This is a genomic window from Exiguobacterium sp. s183 (genome assembly GCF_018617655.1).
In the GTDB taxonomy this organism is placed as follows: Bacteria; Bacillota; Bacilli; order Exiguobacteriales; family Exiguobacteriaceae; genus Exiguobacterium; species Exiguobacterium aestuarii_A.
In genome coordinates this window covers 69,482-87,572 of record NZ_JACSKN010000005.1, presented here as the reverse complement: position 1 = coordinate 87,572, position 18,091 = coordinate 69,482, and the positions used below count along the sequence as shown (strand labels likewise).

18 protein-coding genes are annotated in these 18,091 nt (G+C 46.7%); 15 read left to right on the top strand and 3 right to left on the bottom strand.

Annotated features, from left to right (window positions below):
- Positions 1 to 68: 68 nt before the first annotated feature.
- The 14 genes from KNP62_RS12315 to KNP62_RS12250 all read left to right on the top strand — a co-directional run bounded on the left by KNP62_RS12315 (position 69) and on the right by KNP62_RS12250 (position 13,158).
- Positions 69 to 1,820, top strand: coding sequence for a sensor histidine kinase (locus KNP62_RS12315; RefSeq protein WP_214785711.1), 1,752 nt, complete (start codon positions 69 to 71; stop codon positions 1,818 to 1,820).
- Entirely contained in the window at positions 1,817 to 2,527 is a 711-nt protein-coding gene (locus KNP62_RS12310; RefSeq protein WP_214785710.1) for a response regulator, read from the top strand. The genes KNP62_RS12315 and KNP62_RS12310 overlap by 4 nt, the downstream gene beginning before the upstream one ends.
- Before the next feature lie 15 nt (positions 2,528 to 2,542).
- Complete coding sequence (gene deoD, locus KNP62_RS12305; RefSeq protein WP_074033044.1) at positions 2,543 to 3,256, top strand: purine-nucleoside phosphorylase; 714 nt, start codon at positions 2,543 to 2,545, stop codon at positions 3,254 to 3,256.
- 121 nt (positions 3,257 to 3,377) lie between these two features.
- A complete protein-coding gene (locus tag KNP62_RS12300; protein WP_214785709.1) occupies positions 3,378 to 4,523 on the top strand; it encodes an MFS transporter in 1,146 nt (381 codons plus the stop codon).
- 149 nt (positions 4,524 to 4,672) lie between these two features.
- Positions 4,673 to 6,058: an aldehyde dehydrogenase gene (locus KNP62_RS12295; RefSeq protein ID WP_214785708.1), complete on the top strand. Its 1,386-nt coding sequence runs from the start codon at positions 4,673 to 4,675 to the stop codon at positions 6,056 to 6,058.
- Positions 6,059 to 6,211: 153 nt separating this feature from the next.
- Positions 6,212 to 6,922, top strand: a complete 711-nt coding sequence (locus KNP62_RS12290) for a Crp/Fnr family transcriptional regulator (RefSeq protein WP_214785707.1) — start codon at positions 6,212 to 6,214, stop codon at positions 6,920 to 6,922.
- Between the two features lie 178 nt (positions 6,923 to 7,100).
- Complete coding sequence (locus KNP62_RS12285) at positions 7,101 to 7,220, top strand: cytochrome c oxidase subunit 2A (protein WP_224863290.1); 120 nt, start codon at positions 7,101 to 7,103, stop codon at positions 7,218 to 7,220.
- A 24-nt stretch (positions 7,221 to 7,244) separates the two neighbouring features.
- Positions 7,245 to 7,715 carry a cytochrome c oxidase subunit II gene (locus tag KNP62_RS12280; protein WP_214785706.1) on the top strand — a complete coding sequence of 157 codons (471 nt, stop codon included), beginning with the start codon at positions 7,245 to 7,247 and terminating at the stop codon, positions 7,713 to 7,715.
- Complete coding sequence (locus KNP62_RS12275; protein ID WP_214785705.1) at positions 7,716 to 9,401, top strand: b(o/a)3-type cytochrome-c oxidase subunit 1; 1,686 nt, start codon at positions 7,716 to 7,718, stop codon at positions 9,399 to 9,401.
- Between the two features lie 51 nt (positions 9,402 to 9,452).
- Positions 9,453 to 10,043, top strand: a complete 591-nt coding sequence (locus KNP62_RS12270; RefSeq protein WP_214785704.1) for a kinase — start codon at positions 9,453 to 9,455, stop codon at positions 10,041 to 10,043.
- 139 nt (positions 10,044 to 10,182) lie between these two features.
- Entirely contained in the window at positions 10,183 to 10,575 is a 393-nt protein-coding gene (locus KNP62_RS12265; protein WP_214747253.1) for a GntR family transcriptional regulator, read from the top strand.
- The gene (locus KNP62_RS12260; RefSeq protein ID WP_214785703.1) at positions 10,553 to 11,233 is read left to right on the top strand and encodes an ATP-binding cassette domain-containing protein; all 681 of its coding nucleotides are present in this window, start codon (positions 10,553 to 10,555) and stop codon (positions 11,231 to 11,233) included. The genes KNP62_RS12265 and KNP62_RS12260 overlap by 23 nt, the downstream gene beginning before the upstream one ends.
- On the top strand, positions 11,230 to 12,036 hold the full coding sequence (locus tag KNP62_RS12255) for a hypothetical protein (protein WP_214785702.1): 807 nt from the start codon (positions 11,230 to 11,232) through the stop codon (positions 12,034 to 12,036). The genes KNP62_RS12260 and KNP62_RS12255 overlap by 4 nt, the downstream gene beginning before the upstream one ends.
- A 9-nt stretch (positions 12,037 to 12,045) precedes the next feature.
- Entirely contained in the window at positions 12,046 to 13,158 is a 1,113-nt protein-coding gene (locus tag KNP62_RS12250; protein ID WP_214785701.1) for a hypothetical protein, read from the top strand.
- Between the two features lie 22 nt (positions 13,159 to 13,180).
- Here the strand turns inward: KNP62_RS12250 and KNP62_RS12245 are convergent, their stop codons facing one another.
- Genes KNP62_RS12245 through KNP62_RS12235 form a run of 3 tightly spaced genes read right to left on the bottom strand, consistent with a single transcriptional unit; the run spans position 13,181 to position 15,464 of the window.
- Positions 13,181 to 13,825, bottom strand: a complete 645-nt coding sequence (locus KNP62_RS12245; RefSeq protein ID WP_015880828.1) for a hypothetical protein — start codon at positions 13,823 to 13,825, stop codon at positions 13,181 to 13,183.
- On the bottom strand, positions 13,822 to 14,988 hold the full coding sequence (locus KNP62_RS12240) for a DEAD/DEAH box helicase (RefSeq protein ID WP_214785700.1): 1,167 nt from the start codon (positions 14,986 to 14,988) through the stop codon (positions 13,822 to 13,824). The genes KNP62_RS12245 and KNP62_RS12240 overlap by 4 nt, the downstream gene beginning before the upstream one ends.
- A gap of 53 nt (positions 14,989 to 15,041) precedes the next feature.
- The gene (locus KNP62_RS12235) at positions 15,042 to 15,464 is read right to left on the bottom strand and encodes a hypothetical protein (protein ID WP_214785699.1); all 423 of its coding nucleotides are present in this window, start codon (positions 15,462 to 15,464) and stop codon (positions 15,042 to 15,044) included.
- Between the two features lie 361 nt (positions 15,465 to 15,825).
- Between KNP62_RS12235 and pflB the strand changes: the two genes are divergently transcribed.
- On the top strand, positions 15,826 to 18,072 hold the full coding sequence (gene pflB, locus KNP62_RS12230) for a formate C-acetyltransferase (RefSeq protein ID WP_214785698.1): 2,247 nt from the start codon (positions 15,826 to 15,828) through the stop codon (positions 18,070 to 18,072).
- The last annotated feature ends 19 nt before the right edge of the window (positions 18,073 to 18,091 follow it).

The window sequence follows — 18,091 nt, the reverse complement described above, 5'->3', positions numbered from 1 at the left end:
ATTTTTTTGTGGTTTTTTGCAAACGTTTGCATAACGCGTGATATACTGTTTGGGTAGGAGGGATATCGGTGAATAGCATACGGACAAAGTTAACGGGGATGATTGCGTTGACCATCATTGTACCGGTCATTTTAGCGACGATTGTTTCATTTTGGTACGTGCAAGATCGGGAGCGTGAACGTGGTCTTGAGATGACCGAATGGTCGCTCGAACGGGGGACACGTCAGATGGAACGCTATATCTCTGATTTGAGTCGATTGCCAACGAGTTTATACGCTGATCGTGACGTGTTAGACATTTTGGAGTATGGACCGGGGCTTTCGTTACGAGAAACGGAGATTGAAGTGCGGCGCGCGCTCCTCGCGATGTATCTGTCCCGAGAAGACGTGGCGCAAATTCAGCTGTTAATGCTCGAAGATATGGATTCATTTGCGGCTTATAAAATGAAAGTGTCACCACGATCGAAAAAAGAGCCGAGCGTCGTCCAACAACAGCTCTTGGATAATCCGAAAAGTCGTGTCTTATTGGAAGCATCCCATCCACTTGTTGCTTATCATGATTTTGGGCCGATCATGACACAAGAAGACGTCGTGACGCTTCATTTCAGGCTGGACAAGATTGAAACGGATGAACCACTTGCTATTCTTTCGCTCGATATCCCTGAAAATTTATTCATCGGGCAGCTGGCTTCTTTACAAAATAGTCCAGATGAGAGTTTATGGTTCGTCGGTGAAGACAACCGTGTGTTTGCCCATCTTGGTGAGGGAGAAATTCCGTCTTCATTTCAGCCGAGATCCATCTCGACCGATGGAAAACATCATCAGATCACGAAAACATTCGAGTTTGACCATCAGCAGTTTTATGTCGGTAAATCGATTCCAGATGAACTCTTGACCGAACCGGCTTCACGAACGTCATTCATCATCTTGCTTGTCGGGATGGTCTCGCTCATTTTGGCACTGATCGGAGCGACCTATGCTTCGATGAAATTGACGACACCGATCAAGACGTTGACCTCAAATATTTGGCGAATCGAGCAAGGGGACATGACCGTCTCATTTGATTCCCTCGGAAATGATGAGTTCGGCGTACTCGGAAGACAGTTCAAGCGAATGATTGAACGGATCGATGATTTAATTCAACGAGAGTATAAGCTCGCCTTAGAGAATCGGACGAATGAGCTTCGTACGCTTCAGGCGCAAACCAATCCGCATTTCTTATTTAATACGTTACAGTCAATCGGAACATTGGCATTGAAGGGAGATGGCAAGACGGTCTATCGATTGATCACGCAACTGTCTTCGATGATGCGGTATACCATGCACCCAGAAGAGTCGATGGTGACACTGAAACGAGAAATCGAGCATTTGAACTCATACATTCGTCTTCAAGACGTACGATTTCCAAATCAGTTTCAAGTGACCGTTTCAGTTCCTGAAGACCTCCATGAACTGATTGTTCCAAAAATGATTTTGCAGCCGTTGGCAGAGAACTTTTTCAAGCATGGGTTCGAGCGGGACGGCTCTGCTTTAGCGAATCGATTTGATGTGACGGCCTGGATGGACGGCACGTCACTCGTGATTCGTTGTGAGAACAGTGGTCGTTCGCTGACGACCGAAGAATGGGAACGAGTCATGTCACGGATTGAACAAAGTGATTCGACATTTTATGACACGGAAGGCACAGGATTACGAAACATTCGCGATCGACTCATGTTAAACTATAATCGGGAGGCAGAATTTATGTTGGCTACACCTGAAACAGGCGGTTTTCGAATTATGATGCGTTTTCCCGCTTCTTCTGAGGGGGTGGCGTCATGACGAAAGTGTTGATTGTAGATGATGAATCTCCGGTAAGGGAAGCGGTGAAATTACTCGGTGAATGGGAACGGTTCGGTGTGACGACGGTTCTTGAAGCAACGGATGGGCGTGAAGCACAGGCGCTCATCGAACAAGAACGTCCAGCGCTCATCTTATCCGATATTCAAATGCCCCATTGTGATGGGATCGAGCTGATGGAGTGGGTACACGACCATGCTTCATTTTCTAAGCTTGTCGTGTTGACAGGATACGATGAATATTCGTATATGCGACGCGCCATCCAGTATGGGAGCTTTGATTATTTGTTAAAACCGATCGACCCGGATGTATTGAATGATACGTTGGCACGCGCGTTAGGGGACGTGGTGGATCGATTGAGTGAAGACCCGATTTCTCAGATTGGAACGTTCATTGAACAGCATTTTTCGGAAGAACTGAGTTTGCAAGGGATGAGCGAACGATTTTACTTAAGTCGAGAGTACATCTCGCGACGTTTTAAACAACAATATGGCGTGAACTTGTCCGAATACGTATTGACGATTCGGATGAACGAAGCGAAGCGCCTGTTAGAGACGAGTAGACAGCGTATCTATGAAGTCGCCCAAGCAGTCGGCTTTTCGGACGATAAATATTTCCGGAAGGTCTTTAAAAAACAAGTCGGTGTTACTCCGAACGAATTTCGGGAAAAGGTTCAACGACAAGCTTAAAGGAGGAATTCAAACATGAGTGTACACATTGGAGCTCAAGAAGGACAAATTGCAGAAACGGTATTACTTCCAGGGGATCCGCTTCGCGCCAAGTATATTGCGGAGACGTTTTTAGAAGACGTCGAATTATATAATGAAGTTCGTGGGATGTACGGTTTCACAGGTACGTACAAAGGAAAACGCATCTCGGTCCAAGGAACGGGGATGGGTGTGCCTTCGATGTCGATTTACGTGAACGAACTCATCATGTCGTACGGTGCAAAAAACTTGATCCGTGTCGGAACTGCCGGCGGAATTCAAGAAGACGTCAAAGTGCGTGATGTCGTCATCGCCATGAGCGCATCAAGTGAGATGGGTCAAAACCGTGTCCGCTTCAACGGAATGGACTATGCACCAACAGCGACGTTCGACCTCCTACATCGTGCGTATATGAATGCAGAGAAAGCCGGCATCCCGGTCAAAGTAGGACAAATCTTCACAGCGGACCAATTCTATCAAGATGACTTCCACCACTTCAAGAAGTGGGCGGACTTCGGTTGCCTCGCAATCGAGATGGAAGCAGCGGGTCTTTACACGCTTGCGGCGAAGCATAAAGTAAACGCGTTGACAATCCTCACAATCTCTGACCACTTGTTGACAGGTGAAGAAACGACTTCAGAAGAGCGTCAGACGACGTTTGATGAAATGATTCGTGTCGCTCTCGATACAGCGGTTGAAGTGACGAACTAAACAGTTATCCCTACAGTCTTTGGCTGTAGGGATTTTTTGTGTCCAAACCCATTCATCCCTATGAAACGGTTGGAGCTCCAGCTAGACTAAGGATAAGATACCGAGAAAGAGGAAATGTCTAATGAAAACTCCATCACGTTTTATATTATATGCAATTGTATTTTTTGCTTTTTTTGATCTGTTCGCCCAACTTCCAATCATGAGCACATTTGCGTTATCCGTTGGGGCATCCTCATTTATCGCTGGTTTTTCCATCGCAATTTATTCGTTGACGAACACGTTTGGAAATGTGCTGTCCGGTATATGGACTGACAAGAATGGTCCATATCGCGTATTGGTTCTCGGTTTGTTTCTGACGAGCTTAAGTTTACTCGCTTACCAATTCGTCGACTCGCCATCCATATTACTGCTTGTCCGGTGTGTCCACGGCTTTATGGCTGGACTGATCGTCCCGGCTGCGTTTACCTTGTCTGCGAACATCACAGCAATGAATCGTCAAGGGAAGAAAGTCGCCATCACCGGTAGTTTCGTCGGATTAGCGGCCATTATCGGTCCTGCGTTCAGTGGAATTGTCGCCAGTATCACATCACCACCGACCGTCTTTTTATTTGTTTCTTTATTCGGCTGGGTGATTCTGTTCGTGACAATCGTAACGATGCGACTGAATCAAACGGTGGATTCGAAGAAAGATACCCATACAGCACCGATAAAACCAGACCCGAAAGTGATTCGAGCCTATTGGGGGGCATTCTTCCTCATGTTTTCCCAAGGGGCACTTGCGTTTTTGTTACCGGTTCATGTGCAGGAGCTTGGCTATGATTCACGATTGAGTGGGACGTTGCTCAGTATGTTCGGCGTGGTCGCCGTCTTATTCTTTTTATTACCGACGAACCGATTGTTCGATCGATTTTCACCGACCAAATTGACGGCACTTGGGGTGGCGATTATTGGGACGTGCCAGATGTTAATTGGACAAGCAGGTGTACAAACGAGCCTTTATGGGGTACTTGCCTTATATGGTGTCGGGTTTGCGATTCTTTTCCCGGCCATCAACACATTGTTGATTCAATCAACTTCTCCTCAAAATCGAGGAAAAGCATACGGGGCATTCTATGCCTTTTTCTCTCTCGGTACGGTAGCGGGATCTTCTTTTTTAAGTGCTCTGCCACTTTCAGTCGTCGAGCAGTTCACGCTGACTGGTTTAATTTTATGGGGGGCGAGCCTCCTCTTTCTTGTCAGTGTGGTAAAGAGGAGACAGATATTTTGACACGATAGAAGTAATGTATTACTCTATGTTTAAATGTTTAAACATTTAAACGGTTAGTGTAACTCGCATCGATGAAAGCGTTTTTTTGATTCACTTTTCACTCGATGATAAAATGAAATCAATGTGATGAATCATAAGGAGGAAAGTTCATGCTGGCACCGATTGAACAATTGACGATTGACGAGCTTGTCCAAAAACAACGTCGTTTCTTTAAAACACAGGCGACGAAATCAATGGCATTCCGTTTAAGTATGCTGACGTTTTTAAAGGAATCGATCAAGCATTATGAAGCGGATTTGCTAGAAGCGCTTAAAGAGGACTTGAACAAATCGGAGATGGATGCGTATACGACAGAAATCGGATTCATTTATGACGAGATTTCCCGGACGACACGCGAATTAAAACGATGGATGCGTCCGAAGCGTGTACGTGGAACTGCCATCCATCTTGGAATGAAGAGTGAAATTCAATATGAGCCATACGGTACGGTATTGATCATCGCTCCGTGGAATTATCCGTTCCAACTAGCGGTCGCGCCACTCATTGGTGCCATTGCCGCGGGAAACACAGCGGTCGTCAAACCTTCAGAACTGACACCGAACGTCGCGCGTGTCCTGACACAAGTGCTAGAACGTGCTTTCACCGATCGATATATAGCCAGTGTCGAAGGGGATAAAGACACAGCCCAAGAGCTCTTGAATCAAAAATGGGACTACATTTTCTTTACAGGTTCGACGCAAGTCGGTCGAATCGTGAATAAAGCGGCAGCAGAACATCTGACACCTGTCACACTCGAACTCGGAGGGAAATCACCTGTCATCGTTCACGGAGATGCGAATGTCTCCATTGCGGCAAAACGTGTCGCGTGGGGGAAATGGATGAACGCCGGGCAAACGTGTGTCGCGCCAGACTATGTACTCGTGCATGAATCGCAGCAAGAGGCATTTTTAGAGGCGATCAAACAAGAGGCGTTTGCGATGTTCGGGAACGGTGTCGGTACGAAACGATACACGCGCATCGTCAACGAATCGCATTTCGACCGTTTGTCTCACTATTTGACAGAAGGTGAACTTGCTTTTGGCGGGGAAACGAACCGGGATGAGCTAAAAATTGCACCGACTGTCATGACGAATCTCGAAGAAGATGCTGATGTGATGAAAGACGAGATTTTTGGTCCGATTTTACCGGTTATTCCTTATCGTCAACTAGATGAAGTGATCGAGTTCATCTCTGACCGGCCGCATCCACTCGCGCTCTATCTCTTTACGGAATCGAAAGATGTGGAAAGAACGATCATGAAACACCTCTCCTTTGGAGGAGGATGTGTGAACGATGTCATCATGCATTTGACGAACCCGAATCTCCCGTTTGGTGGAGTGGGTGAGAGCGGTATGGGTGCCTATCACGGACGTACGAGCTTTGAGACGTTTAGTCATGCGAAGTCTATTTTGAAAAACACGACAAAATTTGATTTACCAGTCCGGTATCCGAACTTCAAACCGGCCGAACAATTGATTCGATTGATTCAACGATAAAGCTATAGAGAGACTCGGTACGAATGCCGGGTCTCTTTTTTTGAAAAAGATTGTTTGAAATGTCACATACTTTTCTGATACTCCCTGTCACACTCCTGTATAATAAAGTCATAATTGGAACGTACGAATGAAACGTGGAGGGAGCACCGACCTATGTCAATGCAATGTGGAACGACCCAACCGAACAGTTTTGTATTCTCAGATGAAACGAAACAATTGCTACTGGAAATGATGACGATTCAACATCATCCGAAAGCGAGTATCGTATGTTGGGAAGGTGAAAAGTGTGATAAGTTCTTTTACTTGAAGAGTGGTTCTGTCAAATTCACAAAAATCACGAAAAAAGGTAATCCACTCGTCATGTTCATGTATGGTTCGGATGACTTCTTTGGTGAGTTTGACATCGTCGAAACTTTCCCTAGCTCATACAGTATCGAGACGACTGAGGAAAGTACCATCGGGACCATTTCAAAACGCGAATTGGAATCGCTCATGCAACGTGACATCCGCTTTGCCGGAGAAATTTTGCGATGGACATCGATGATGCGCAAACATTCAGAGATGAAGGTACGCGACTTATTGTTGTACGGAAAGCCAGGCGCTCTGGCCTCGACACTACTCCGTATGGCAGCTATGCACGGTGTGGAGGAAGAGGATACAATCGTCATTCCTCGCCATCCGTCAGACGGAGAACTCGGACAATTGATCGGAGCGCCACGCGAGACGGTGAACCGCTTGATCAGTCAATGGCGAAAAGAAGGAGTCATTAGTACGACGACCAAATCAATCGTCATCCATGATGTTGATTTTTTGAAAGAGCTTTGTCATTGCGAGGGTTGTCCATCAGGAATATGTCGTTTATGAACCGCCTCATGTGAAGGCGGTTTTTTTGTGACCTATTTTTATGGAAATGTGAATTTTGTGTGTTGAAACTACGCAAAATTGATGTGATTGTCACTTTTTGAGTGACAAAAGTCACATATTATCCCTTAGGTGATTGCATACAATGAAAGTGGAAAAACAACCGAAAGGGGTCTTACACGTGGAACATAAAGATGGGCAAGAACCGAACCTAAAAGGAACGTTTACATCGGTCATGATCGTTGCAGGTGTCATCATCGCCATGTGGTCATCAGTATTTTACTTATTCGTCACACGATAAACATGTAGGGAGGAGGGTCTCATCGTGCATATTCATAAACTAGAAAAGTATTGGCTTACATTTGGTATTATCCTACTCGCGGTCTTCTTGACTGTTCTCGGGGTATCGGCATTCGCGGCAGGGAACCAGCCAGCATCGGATGCGGATTTGATTGACCCGGCCAAAGTAAATCAGACGGCTCCATTCGACAAACCAGGAATTCATCAAATTGGTGAGAATGAATACGAACTCGTCATGATCGCACAAGCGTTTACGTTCACACCAGGGAATGTTGAAATTCCAAAAGGCGCAAAAGTAACATTCCTTGTGACGTCACCTGATGTCGTACACGGATTCCAGTTGACAGGTACTCCGGTCAACATGATGGTTGTCCCTGGACATATTAACTCATTGACGTACACGTTCGAGGAAGCTGGCGAATTTTTGATTCTTTGTAACGAATATTGTGGGACAGGGCATCACATGATGTCGACTAAAATCAAGGTGGTGGAGTAAATGAACGACGTATCATCTAAACTGAAACAATGGGAGATGGAGCGAGGGGTTCCTGTTCCAAGTATCGGAGCGAAAGAGGCGCGCCTTGCATACGGTCACGTTCTCGTATCAATTCTCGCCGTCTTGATCGGCGCGTTGGCCGGTTTGACACAGACGTTGATTCGAACCGGAGTCATTCCTGAAATCTTTGGATATTATCAATTACTAACGGCTCACGGTATTATGCTCGGGCTCGTCTTCACGACAATGTTCATCATCGGTCTCTTGTATGCGTTGCTTGCGAAGTCGTTCGGTCGGTTTGAATCATTCCCGACACGTGTCGCTTGGCTCGGTTTTTGGACGATAATTATCGGTGCCGTCATGGTAACGGTCATGATTTTGGCCAACAAAGGGACAGTATTGTATACATTCTATGCACCGCTCATGGCAGATCCGCTCTTTTATGTCGGACTCGTCCTGTTCGTAGTCGGAACGTGGTTGTCGTCATTCGCGATGTTCCGTATGTATGCGGACTACAAACGCGACAACCCAGGCGTTCATCCGCCGCTCCCGGCTTATATGAGTATTATGACGATGCTTCTATGGGACATTGCGACACTCGGTGTCGCAGCAACGATTCTGTTCCAACTCCTTCCTCTCTCGTTAGGATGGACAGATACAGTCGGAATTGAGTTATCTCGTACATTGTTCTGGTACTTCGGTCACCCGCTCGTTTATTTCTGGCTCATGCCGGCATATATTGTATGGTACACAGTCGTGCCGAAAGTCATCGGTGGGAAGATCTTCTCGGATGCGTTGGCACGGATGGCGTTCTTGTTGTTCTTGCTCTTCTCATTCCCGGTCGGCTTCCACCATCAGTTGACAGAACCGGGGATTGAACCGTTCTGGAAGTTCGTTCAAGTTATCTTGACGTTCTTGGTCGTCATCCCATCGTTCATGACAGCATTCTCGCTCTTTGCGACGTTCGAACTTCGTGGACGTGCGCTCGGCGCGAAAGGATTGTTCGGTTGGGTGAAGAAAATGCCGTATGGTGATGTTCGTTTCCTCGCACCATTCATCGGGATGCTATTCTTCATTCCTGCCGGTGCAGGTGGGATCATCAACGCGTCTCACCAATTGAACGCGATGGTTCACAATACGCTTTGGGTCACAGGTCACTTCCATATCACAGTCGGAACGGCTGTCGCCTTGACGTTCTTCGGAACGGCATACTGGCTCGTACCAGTACTTCGTGGTCGCACGTTGACAAAAGCGATGAACAAGCTTGGATTGATTCAAGCAGGGACGTGGGCGTTCGGTATGGCCATCATGTCATATGCGATGCACATTTCAGGATTGAATGGTAACCCACGTCGTACGGGTCCAGCAACTTACTTCTCGGATGCATTGACGCGTGAATGGATTCCGTACCACGTCATGATGGCGATTGGAGGAACGATTTTATTCATCTCGGTTCTGATCTTCGTCTACTCGATGTTCAACTTGTCATTCCTCGCTCCAAAAGGCGAAGAGGAATTCCCGCTCGCTGAGACAGAAGAGGCGGCGATGGATACACCGCGCTATTTCGAAAACTGGAAATTGTGGATTACGGTAACGTTCGTCTTGATTGCATTTGCATACACGGTTCCAATTTGGCACTTGATTGAGAGTGCGCCTCCTGGAGCGCGTGGTTGGGTACTCTGGTAAACTAAAGTCAGCTCATACGTGAGCTGACTTTTTTGTGTGGGGAGGAACGATATGAACGTATTAGACGTCATCCATGAAGCGCGTTCGATGCATTCAGCCAATCGCCCGTTTGTCGTGGCGATTGATGGATTGAGTGGAGCGGGCAAGACAACGCTCGTCTCGCGTTTGAGCGAAGAGCCGACTATACTTGTTCTTCACATTGATGACTATATTGTCGAACGAGACAAACGCTATGAGACCGGACAGCCTGAATCGACCGAGTATTACGCACTTCAATGGGACGTGTCGCGTCTTGAGAACGAACTGTTCCGTCCTTTAACAGAAGGGGTTAAGGAGTTAGCATTACCGCGATATGATCATGAACGAGATGTCATCGTTGAAGAAGTAATCGATGTGTCATCTGCTTATACCATTGTCGTCGAAGGGATTTTTCTACAACGACCGGAATGGCGACCATATTACGATTACGTGGTTTATCTCGACTGTCCCCGCGAGGTTCGGTATGAACGGGTATTGAATCGAGATACATATCTCGGCGTCCCGGAGGAACGGCTTGCGAAATACAAGAGGCGCTATTGGCCAGGGGAAGATCTTTATCTTCAACTCGTCGACCCGAAAAGAGGAGCAGATATCGTGCTCTGACTGAACGTTTCAACATCTGACGCGTGCGTCAGGTGTTTTTAATTTGGAGAAAATTTGAAAAAATGATTGACGTCAAAGTGTATTATGCTAATAATACAGTTAGAAAGTGTATTAACCATGTCATACACTTAGAAAGGTGATGAACATGCAATTCAATACGAGGGCACCGGTTTACCTACAAGTCGTCGATTACTTCAAAAAGAAGATGGCGCTCGGTGAACTGAAAGCCGGGGATGAGATGCCATCTCGGCGTGAGCTTGCGAATGATTTAAAAATTAATCCGAACACGGTTCAAAAAGCGTTCAAGGAAATGGAGGACCAACAATTGATTACGACCGAACGAAATCGACCGAGTCGCGTGACGACAGATCGAACGGTATTGGCACAAATCCGCTCTGAAATCGTAGATGACGCGGTCGCCGTATTTGTAGAATCGATTCAAGAACTTGATGTCTCGGTAGACGAACTTGTTGAAAAAATCAAACGACAGTACAAGGAGGGGATGTACGATGATCGAAGTGTTGGGAGTTAAAAAACGTTATCGGCGGAAACAAGTCATTGAAGACGTATCGTTCACAGCGAATAAAGGTGAAATCACGTGTCTCATCGGCTTGAACGGTACGGGGAAGTCGACGTTGTTGAAAGGCATCATGGGATTGACACCTTTCGACAAAGGTTCGGTATTGATCGATGGGAAACCGATTGATTTGAATCGTGTCGCCTTCGTCGCCGACCATGCGATGTTCCCGATTCACTTTACAATCGAACAATGTGAGGCGTTCATGAAAGATTTTTATCCGACATTTGATTCGGTATTATTTACCCGTCTCGTCGATGATTTCAAGTTGTTTCCGGAAGATAAGTTGAGCGAGTTATCGAAAGGGACGCTCGCGAAAGCGAACCTCGCACTCGGGATTGCGCAAGACCCGGATTATTTATTGCTTGATGAACCGTTCTCAGGAATCGATGTCTTCTCAAAAGAACAGATTGTCGAACTATTTTCGAGCGAGGTCATGGAGAATCGTGGCGTGCTCATTACGACACACGAGATTGAAGATATCGAGTACTTGATCGACAAGGCCGTCATGTTGAATAACGGAAGAATCGTCCGTGAGTTTGATGTCGAAGATGTCCGTTTCATTCACGGGAAGTCCATCGTCGATGTGATGAGAGAGGAGTACGGGGCATGAATCTATTGAAACTTTTGAGTTGGGAAATCGAGCGTGTCACAAAACCGTTCTTGATGTTAGTTACTGGCCTCCTCGTCGTCCAGTTTGGGTATCTCGGTTACTTTTTATGGGATGAGACAAATCTATTTGAACGGTTACGACGTGAAGGGAACGCGGACTATCAATATACGTTCTTGGATTATCTCGGCAGTACGCCATATCTCTTGTCACTCGGAATTGCGGTCGCGGCGATGTTATTATACAGCGCCTGGATCTGGTATCGCGATTTTCAAGGACGAGGGACGTTCATGTTGCGACTCCTGACGATGCCACAAAAACGAATGACCTTGTTCTTCGCTAAACTCGCTACGATTTTGATGATGACGTTGGGACTGTTTGCCATCGAATGGATTGCTCTCAAGTTACAGTACATAGCGTTCACGAGTTGGTTCGATGAAAAGATGATTCCAATGAGAGGTTCCTTCGAGCAAGCGATTTCCTATCATGGGATGTTTACGGTCATGTATCCTTCTTCACTCGTAAATTTCGTCATCCATCAATTGTTGATCATCATCGTTGTGTTATTTATTTTTACATTTGTATTGATTGAACGCAGTTTCTGGCAACGGACGATGTGGTCGCCTGTACTTAGTTTATCGATTCTAGTTGTCATCTTAACTATTCCCATTTTAGGCTACGCGTTCCTGTCGAATCGACTGATTTATGATGAGACGATCGTGTACGTCGGTATGGTATTGGTCGTTTGGGCAAGTGTGACGATTTGGCTAGGTCGAAGATTTTTACAGACGAAATTGAATGTGTGAGGTGAGAAGATGAAACGAATGTGGAACGTGGCTGCGCTCGGTGCGGTCATCGTGATTGGGCTTGGGACGTTTGCTGTTGATGCGACAGAACCGAAAGCAGAATGGTCGTTAGACATCAGTTCGAATCCAGCTGTTTGGGAAAATCAAATTGTTGAGATGACTTATAGTTCTGATGATGCTGTTGATCAACGGTTTGAAGTGACGGCTGATGAAAGTCGCATCACATCAAACTTGAACTATATAGCTGAGGGACAACAATATCGTGAACGTTTGAATGGAGATGTACGTTCCATCCATAGACTCATGAATGGATGGACGTATGCGCAGTCGATTCAAACACAAGACGGATATATCGGAGTCGGGCAGGATGGGATGAAAGAGCTCATCGTTTTTCAACAATTAAAAGGAAAAGAAATATCGAGATTCGCGTTCGATGCAAGTGATTCAAAAATATACGACATCGTGAACGGGGTATGGTCAGGCATATTCCTAAATGATGGCCAGTTAAACTTAATCTATCGGGATGAATATGATGGTGACGAAGACGTAAAAACAATGATTGCCACGTTTAATGAAGCGATGAATGACGTAAGCGTCAAAGAATTGAACATGGACAAAGGATTTATCACCCATGTCATCAATACGAATCGTTTTTACGCTACCGATGTATCCTCTCAGATGACAGAAACACGTTATATCCCTGTCGGTGTTAGCTTCTACGATGTTATCGAAGAAGGAGAAGATAAGTTCAATGTTGAAGACAGATTGCCAGGTCAATTCGCTTATGACACGAAAACGGAGAAAGTCGTTCAATTGGCTGAAGACCAAGGCTTTTGGGATTATACAACGTCGGGCCAAAACCTGTTAGCGATAAATGAAGATGGCGAGGAAGTCGTCATCGACTTGAACACAGGGAAGAACATGACCCGAAGCGTTCTCGACTCGGTTGATCACTCCTTCTATTCAAACGGTCGTCTGTACCAAACGCGTCAAGCGAAAGATGGTGTCGTCATCGATGTATACGAGGATGGGGAACAAATCTCAAGTGCGGCAATCACGCCTGAAAATGAAGAAGCTCGTGACATACTCAAACAGATTGACGTGTACGTCAGACAAAAATAAGCAAAGGGCCGCGGCCCTTTGCTTATTTTGATGGTTTCGGTATGATGACGCCTTCTTCTAAATCAAGCAACAAGTCGATCAGTTCCGCGCAGAACTCCGGAAACTGCTCCAAAAAGGCACCGGGACCGACTTCATCCGTAAAGTCGATATATAGGTCGGCCACGTTTCCAGACATTTTCGCAGGTAAGGCGAGGAACGCCGAACCGAAGCGCCAGCTGCCTCGGATGTCGAGTAACTTTCCGAGGACGAGGTCGCCGGTCTCGCGTTCTTCGGGTAACTGAACAGCGTACGTCTCTTTTGACTCCCAGTCTTTCAACTGACCGTCTTCCGTCACTTCAAAGATGCTGCAGCGCGGGACGGCTAGTCCACGGAGTGCGTGATAAAGAGCAGGTGACATGTCGCCCTTATGATCAGCCAAATAGCGACCGTGGGGCGTCATGCCATCTTCGTCCGTTTCAAAGAAGACGGCCCAATCAATGAAGAGGTCACGGAAGAGCTCGGCATCTTTTAAATGCCATGTCCCTTCTGATGCGATTTCTTGAATATAGTTCGTCCATTGTGTGCTTCGCGCAAGAGCGGCTTGCTCATATAACTTTTTCAGTTCGGCAAGCAATTCGGACTCTTCGACGAGCAAAGGGAAGGGAATTACTTTCCGGTCTTTTTTCATCGGCGCGGTCCTCGCTTGTTCGCAGGGCGTTTGACGACAGGAGGCTTCTCCTCAATTCGTTTCTCGATTACATCACCACGATAAATCTCGAGTTCTTTCAATTCGACACCGAGTTGACGCGCGAATGATTTCAAGTGTGGTAAATCGTCCGTCGTCACGAGAGAAAGGACGGTCCCGCCTGCGTTACCACGAGCCGTACGGCCTGAACGGTGGATAAAGTCATCGATGGATTCTGGTAAATCGAAATGGACGACGTGCGTCACATCTTCGATATCGAGACCACGCGCTGCGAGACCCGTCGTGATGAGGAGCGGGTATTCGCCTTTACGGAATTCACGAAGCGTCTCGACGCGTTCGCGCTTTCCTTTCAAGCTGTCGAGCATGCGGTAGTCCACTTTCAACTTTTCAAGCTCCCCACGAAGTGGTGGCAAGAACGAGCGGTTATTAATGAACGCAAGTGCCTTTACGCCATCGACGTGCGAAAGACGGCGTAACAGTTCGGGTTTGTAGCGACGCGTCGTCAACAAGTAACCGTACGTCACTTGATCGCTGACAGCACGTTCGATTTTGATTTGTGCCGGCTCGTTCATGAACGGTGCCGACCATTCTTTGAGTGAATCGGTGAGTGTTGCCGAGACGAGTGCAAGTTGACGCTCATGCGCGGTATGCTTGATGATGCGCTCAGCCGCCTCTGTCAAACCGCTGTCGATGATTTGGTCGGCTTCATCGAGAATGACCGTATGCGTCTCATGGAGCTTCAGCTTTTTCTTGTCAATCAATTCGACGAGACGTCCCGGTGTCCCGACGATTAAATGCGGCTTTTTCTTGATTCGATCGATTTGACGTTTCAATTCGACACCGCCAATGAACGAGCCGATGCGAACATCGCCTTTTTCGGTGAAACGTTGTGCGACCTGTTGGATCTGCATGACAAGTTCACGAGTTGGAGCGACAATGACAACTTGGATTCGGTCGTTCGATGGATCGATTTTTTCAATCGCTGGTAGCAGGTAAGCGAGCGTTTTACCCGTTCCGGTCGGTGCCTCGATTGTCACGTCTTTTCCATCTAATAGTAGGGGAAACGCCTCTTTTTGGACCGGCATCGGCTCGTTAAAGCCCATCCGTTCCCACGTCTCGTTAATAAAAGGTTTTGTAAAATTCATAATAGGTCTCCTTATCTTTAGGCAAAAACAAAGGAAGCGAAAGCGCTCCCTCGTCAAATATAGCGAACATGCTCCTGACCATCTTCCATTGAAGAACGTAACGTCTGTGTATACGTTTGACCGTCTTCGATGAGTTGGATGTGGGCATCCGCGCCTTCTGCTGTCAATTCCACTTTCTCAATCGTGAATCCTTGATAAACGCGATACTGTAACTCGGACGTCATTTTCTCGAACGGTTTCAGTTCCGGATGTGTCGTGATGACATGGATTGGACGCGACAAAAGTCCGGCGAGTAATTGGTCGCGATAATCGATAAAATCTTCGTTCTCGATGTCATCGTCAAAGCGAATCCAAAACCCTCCATCTTCAAATTCTGTGATAAATCCATCACGCTTTTCACCGGCTTCTTCGACCTTCAATGAGATGCGATCGCCGACTTGAAAGGCGTGGCTTGGTGTTAATGGTTCGTACGTCATGAGTAGAACCCCTTCCTCTTATACAATGTTCTGCCTTCATTGTGTCTGATACGACACAAAAATTCAAGTTCTAACCGAGTGATGTGAGATTTATCACCCCAAAAACTGTATAGTTCGTCACAGAACAATCAAATTAGTACAGATCATAGTTCGACCCTAATTAAATGGGATTTAGCTGTTTCAAACTATATAATTAATCGAATATAACAGTTTGTAAAACGCTTTCAAAAACGGCTATTTCATCACGTTCATAAGATTGTTACAAGTTTCACAAGAATGTAAAACATATTGTTCACGTTTTCACGTACACTCACAGTATAGATAACACGCAGTTACTTTCGAGAATGAGGAGTGAATCAACATGGCAACCGAAATCAAATCCGCATGGTCAGGTTTTATCCCTGGTCAGTGGACGAATGAAGTCAATGTCAGTGAGTTTATCCGTTTGAATCGTCATGAATACACAGGGAACGATACGTTCTTAGCAGGTCCGACAGAAGCGACAAACGTTCTTTGGAATCGTGTGATGGAACTGACAAAAGAAGAGCGTGAACGCGGAGGCGTTTGGGACGTCGATCAACACACACCATCGACAATCGTGTCGCATGGACCAGGTTACTTAAACAAAGAATTAGAGAAAGTCGTTGGCGTTCAGACGGATGAGCCGTTCAAACGTTCGATTCACCCGAATGGCGGGATTCGCATGGTGGATGCCGCACTCGAATCATATGGTTTCGAACCAGATGAAGAAATCACAAAAATTTATTCAGAGATTCGTAAAACACATAACCAAGGTGTGTTCGATGCCTATACGCCTGAAATGCGAGCTGCTCGTAAATCAGGGATTATCACAGGTCTTCCGGATGCGTACGGTCGTGGACGCATTATTGGTGACTATCGCCGCGTCGCTCTCTACGGAATTGATTTCTTGATGGCAGAGCGCAAAAAAGACTTGGCGAAACGAGGTGGATTCTTATCTGAATCAGACATTCGTGACCGGGAGGAACTATCGGAACAACTTCGTGCCCTCCAAGAACTCAAACAACTCGGAGCCGCTTATGGATTTGATCTCGGTCGCCCTGCGGAAAACACGCAAGAAGCGTATCAATGGGTGTACTTGGCATACCTTGCTGCGATCAAAGAACAAAACGGTGCCGCGATGTCACTCGGACGCGTCTCGACATTCCTTGATGTGTACGCTGAACGTGACCTTGAAGCTGGTCGTTTAACAGAATCAGACGTTCAGGAAATCGTCGATCACTTCATCATGAAGCTTCGGATCGTCAAATTCTTACGGACACCAGACTATAACGAATTGTTCTCAGGTGACCCGACTTGGGTAACGGAGTCAATCGGTGGGATGAGTGAAGATGGTCGCTCGAACGTCACGAAGAGCTCGTTCCGATTCTTACATTCACTCACGAACCTCGGTCCTGCTCCAGAGCCGAACTTGACCGTTCTCTGGTCGACGAAGCTTCCCGAAGGATTCAAACAATACTGTGCGAAAATGTCGATTGAAACATCGGCGATTCAGTATGAGAATGATGACTTGATGATGCCACAATTCGGTGACGACTATGGTATCGCATGTTGTGTGTCACCGATGAAGATCGGAAAACAAATGCAATTCTTCGGTGCGCGTGCCAACATGGCAAAAGCCCTTCTTTATAGCATGAACGGCGGACGTGATGAGAAGAGCGGCGCTCAAATTGCTCCAGCTTGGGAGATGAATGCAGAAGATGTGCTCACGTACGATAAAGTATATGCCGACTTTGACCGTACACTCGACTGGTTGGCAGAGCTATACGTCAATACGCTCAACGTCATTCACTTCATGCATGACAAATATGCGTACGAACGCATCGAAATGGCGCTTCACGATCCAGAAATCTTACGGACGATGGCTTGTGGGATCGCAGGTCTCTCCGTGACGGCAGATAGTCTTTCAGCAATCAAATATGCGAACGTCAAACCGGTTCGTAACGAAGAAGGAATCATCGTCGACTTCGAAACGGAAGGCGACTTCCCGAAATTCGGTAACAATGACGACCGTGTCGACGCAATCGCCGTAGAACTCGTCGAATCGTTCATGGAAAAAGTACGGAAACATAAAACATACCGTGACGCGCTTCATACGCAATCGGTCCTCACCATCACATCGAACGTCGTCTACGGTAAGAAAACAGGGAATACGCCAGACGGTCGCCGTGCCGGTGAACCATTCGCTCCAGGTGCCAACCCGATGCATGGACGGGATACGAAAGGTGCGGCTGCATCGCTCTCATCTGTTGCGAAACTTCCGTTTGAACACGCACAAGACGGGATCTCGTATACGTTCTCAATCGTACCGAAAGCACTCGGAAAAGAAGAAATCGCACGTGAACTCAACTTGGCGGCACTTCTCGATGGGTATATGAGTGGAGAGTACAAAGGACATCATTTGAACGTCAACGTCTTCAACCGAGAGACGCTTCTCGACGCAATGGAACATCCGGAAGAGTATCCACAACTCACGATCCGCGTATCTGGATATGCGGTCAACTTCATCAAGTTGACACGTGAGCAACAGATTGATGTCATCAACCGTACGTTCCACGGTTCGTTGTAAGTAAAGGCTTAGCGGCCTT